Origin of the sequence: Nocardiopsis lucentensis DSM 44048 (genome assembly GCF_000341125.1) — a bacterium.
GTDB lineage: Bacteria > Actinomycetota > Actinomycetes > Streptosporangiales > Streptosporangiaceae > Nocardiopsis > Nocardiopsis lucentensis.
Map to the genome: position 1 here is coordinate 1 of NZ_ANBC01000917.1, position 1,709 is coordinate 1,709.

The following is a 1,709-nucleotide window of genomic DNA, read 5'->3' on the forward strand; positions in this document are numbered from 1 at the left end:
CCGGTCGCGGGAGTACTCACCAAGATCCTCGTCGACGAGGACGAGACGGTCGACATCGGCGCCCAGATCGCGGTCATCGGCGGCGAGGGTGCCGCTCCCGCGCCCGAGGCCCCCGCCCCGCGGGCCGAGCCCGCCCCCGAGGCCGCCGCGGAGCCCGCTCCGGCTCCGACGCCGGCTCCGGCCCCCGCGCCGGAGCGGGAGGCCGACGTCCCCAGGGTGGACATCGAGACGCTCAGCGGCACTGGTCGGGCCTCCGGCACCGACGCCGTCACCGAGGCGTACGTGACGCCGCTGGTCCGTAAGCTCGCCGCCGAGAACCGTGTCGACCTGAGCCGGGTCAAGGGCACCGGCGTCGGTGGCCGGATCCGCAAGCAGGACGTGCTCCGGGCCGCCGAGGAGCAGAAGGCGGCCGCCGCGCGCGCCGCCGCCCCCTCCTCGCCGTCCTCGACCGCGCGCAAGGGCGCCACCGACACCTCCCTTCGGGGCCGCACCGAGAAGATGAGCCGCCTGCGTCGGTCGATCGCCGACCGTATGGTCGAATCGCTCAACACCGCGGCCGAGACCACGCAGGTCATCGAGGTCGACGTCACCAAGATCGCGCGTCTGCGCGAGCAGGCGGCCGCCGACTTCGCCCAGCGCGAGGGCGTTGCGCTGGACTTCTTCCCGTTCTTCGCGCTGGCCGCGGTGGAGGCCCTCAAGGCCAACCCGAAGCTCAACGCGGTGATCGACAGTGACAACGACGAGGTCAGCTACCACGACGTCGAGAACCTCGGCGTCTCCGTGGACACCGACCGCGGCCTGCTCGTCCCGGTCATCCGTGACGCCGGCCACCTGGGTCTGACCGACCTGGCCCGCAACATCACGGCACTGACCGAGCGGGCGCACACCGGGCTGCTCGGGCCGGACGAGCTCGGCGGCGGTACGTTCACGATCGCCGAGACGGGGAGCACCGGAGCCCTGTTCGGCACGCCGATCATCAACACGCCGCAGGTGGCCATCCTCGGCACGGGCGCGGTCGTCAAGCGGCCCGTCGTGGTCGAGGACCCGGCGATGGGCGGCGAGGTGATCGCCGTCCGGTCGATGGTGTACCTGTCGCTGTCCCACGACCACCGCCTGATCGACGGCGCCGACGCGGGCCGTTTCCTCCAGTCCGTCAAGGAGCGCCTGGAGGAGGGCGCCTTCGAGGCCGAGCTGGGTCTGTAGCCCCGTTCCTCCTGTTCCGTCGGGCCGGACGCCGCGCGGCGTCCGGCCCGACGCCGTCACGGAGGTGGGACGCGCACCCCGGGTTGACCTCAAGTCAGGTCGAGGTTCTACCGTGGACAGCGCCCCCCGACGAACGAACGCGGCCGGACCATCCCTCCCAGGGCGGCCCGGCACACGAGGTCGGCGGCAGTGCGCGGCACGCGCGCGGTCGGCCCGCGGACACGAGGACGTACATGCACAACCTTCGTATCGCGGTCATCCTGGGTGGTAATCGCAACGGCCGGACAGGGCCGGCGGTCACCCGCTGGTTCCTCGATCGGGCACGAGGCCACGGGGGCGCCGAACTCGATGTCCTGGACGTCGCCGACCTCGGGACCGCGGAGGGCCACGGCGCTCCGCTGGCCGATTTCGGTGCCCGGATCGACGCCGCGGACGCCTTCGTGGTCCTCACCCCCGAGTACAACCACGGCTACCCCGGACCGCTCAAGGCGGCGATCGACTCGGCC

At 72.7% G+C, this 1,709-nt stretch carries 2 protein-coding genes; both read left to right on the forward strand.

The features are described 5' to 3' along the window. The coding region (gene sucB, locus D471_RS0131650; protein WP_017602327.1) for a 2-oxoglutarate dehydrogenase, E2 component, dihydrolipoamide succinyltransferase at positions 1 to 1,203 on the forward strand (1,203 nt) is incomplete at its 5' end. Positions 1,204 to 1,436: 233 nt separating this feature from the next. Next, the coding region (locus D471_RS0131655) for an NADPH-dependent FMN reductase (RefSeq protein ID WP_017602328.1) at positions 1,437 to 1,709 on the forward strand (273 nt) is incomplete at its 3' end.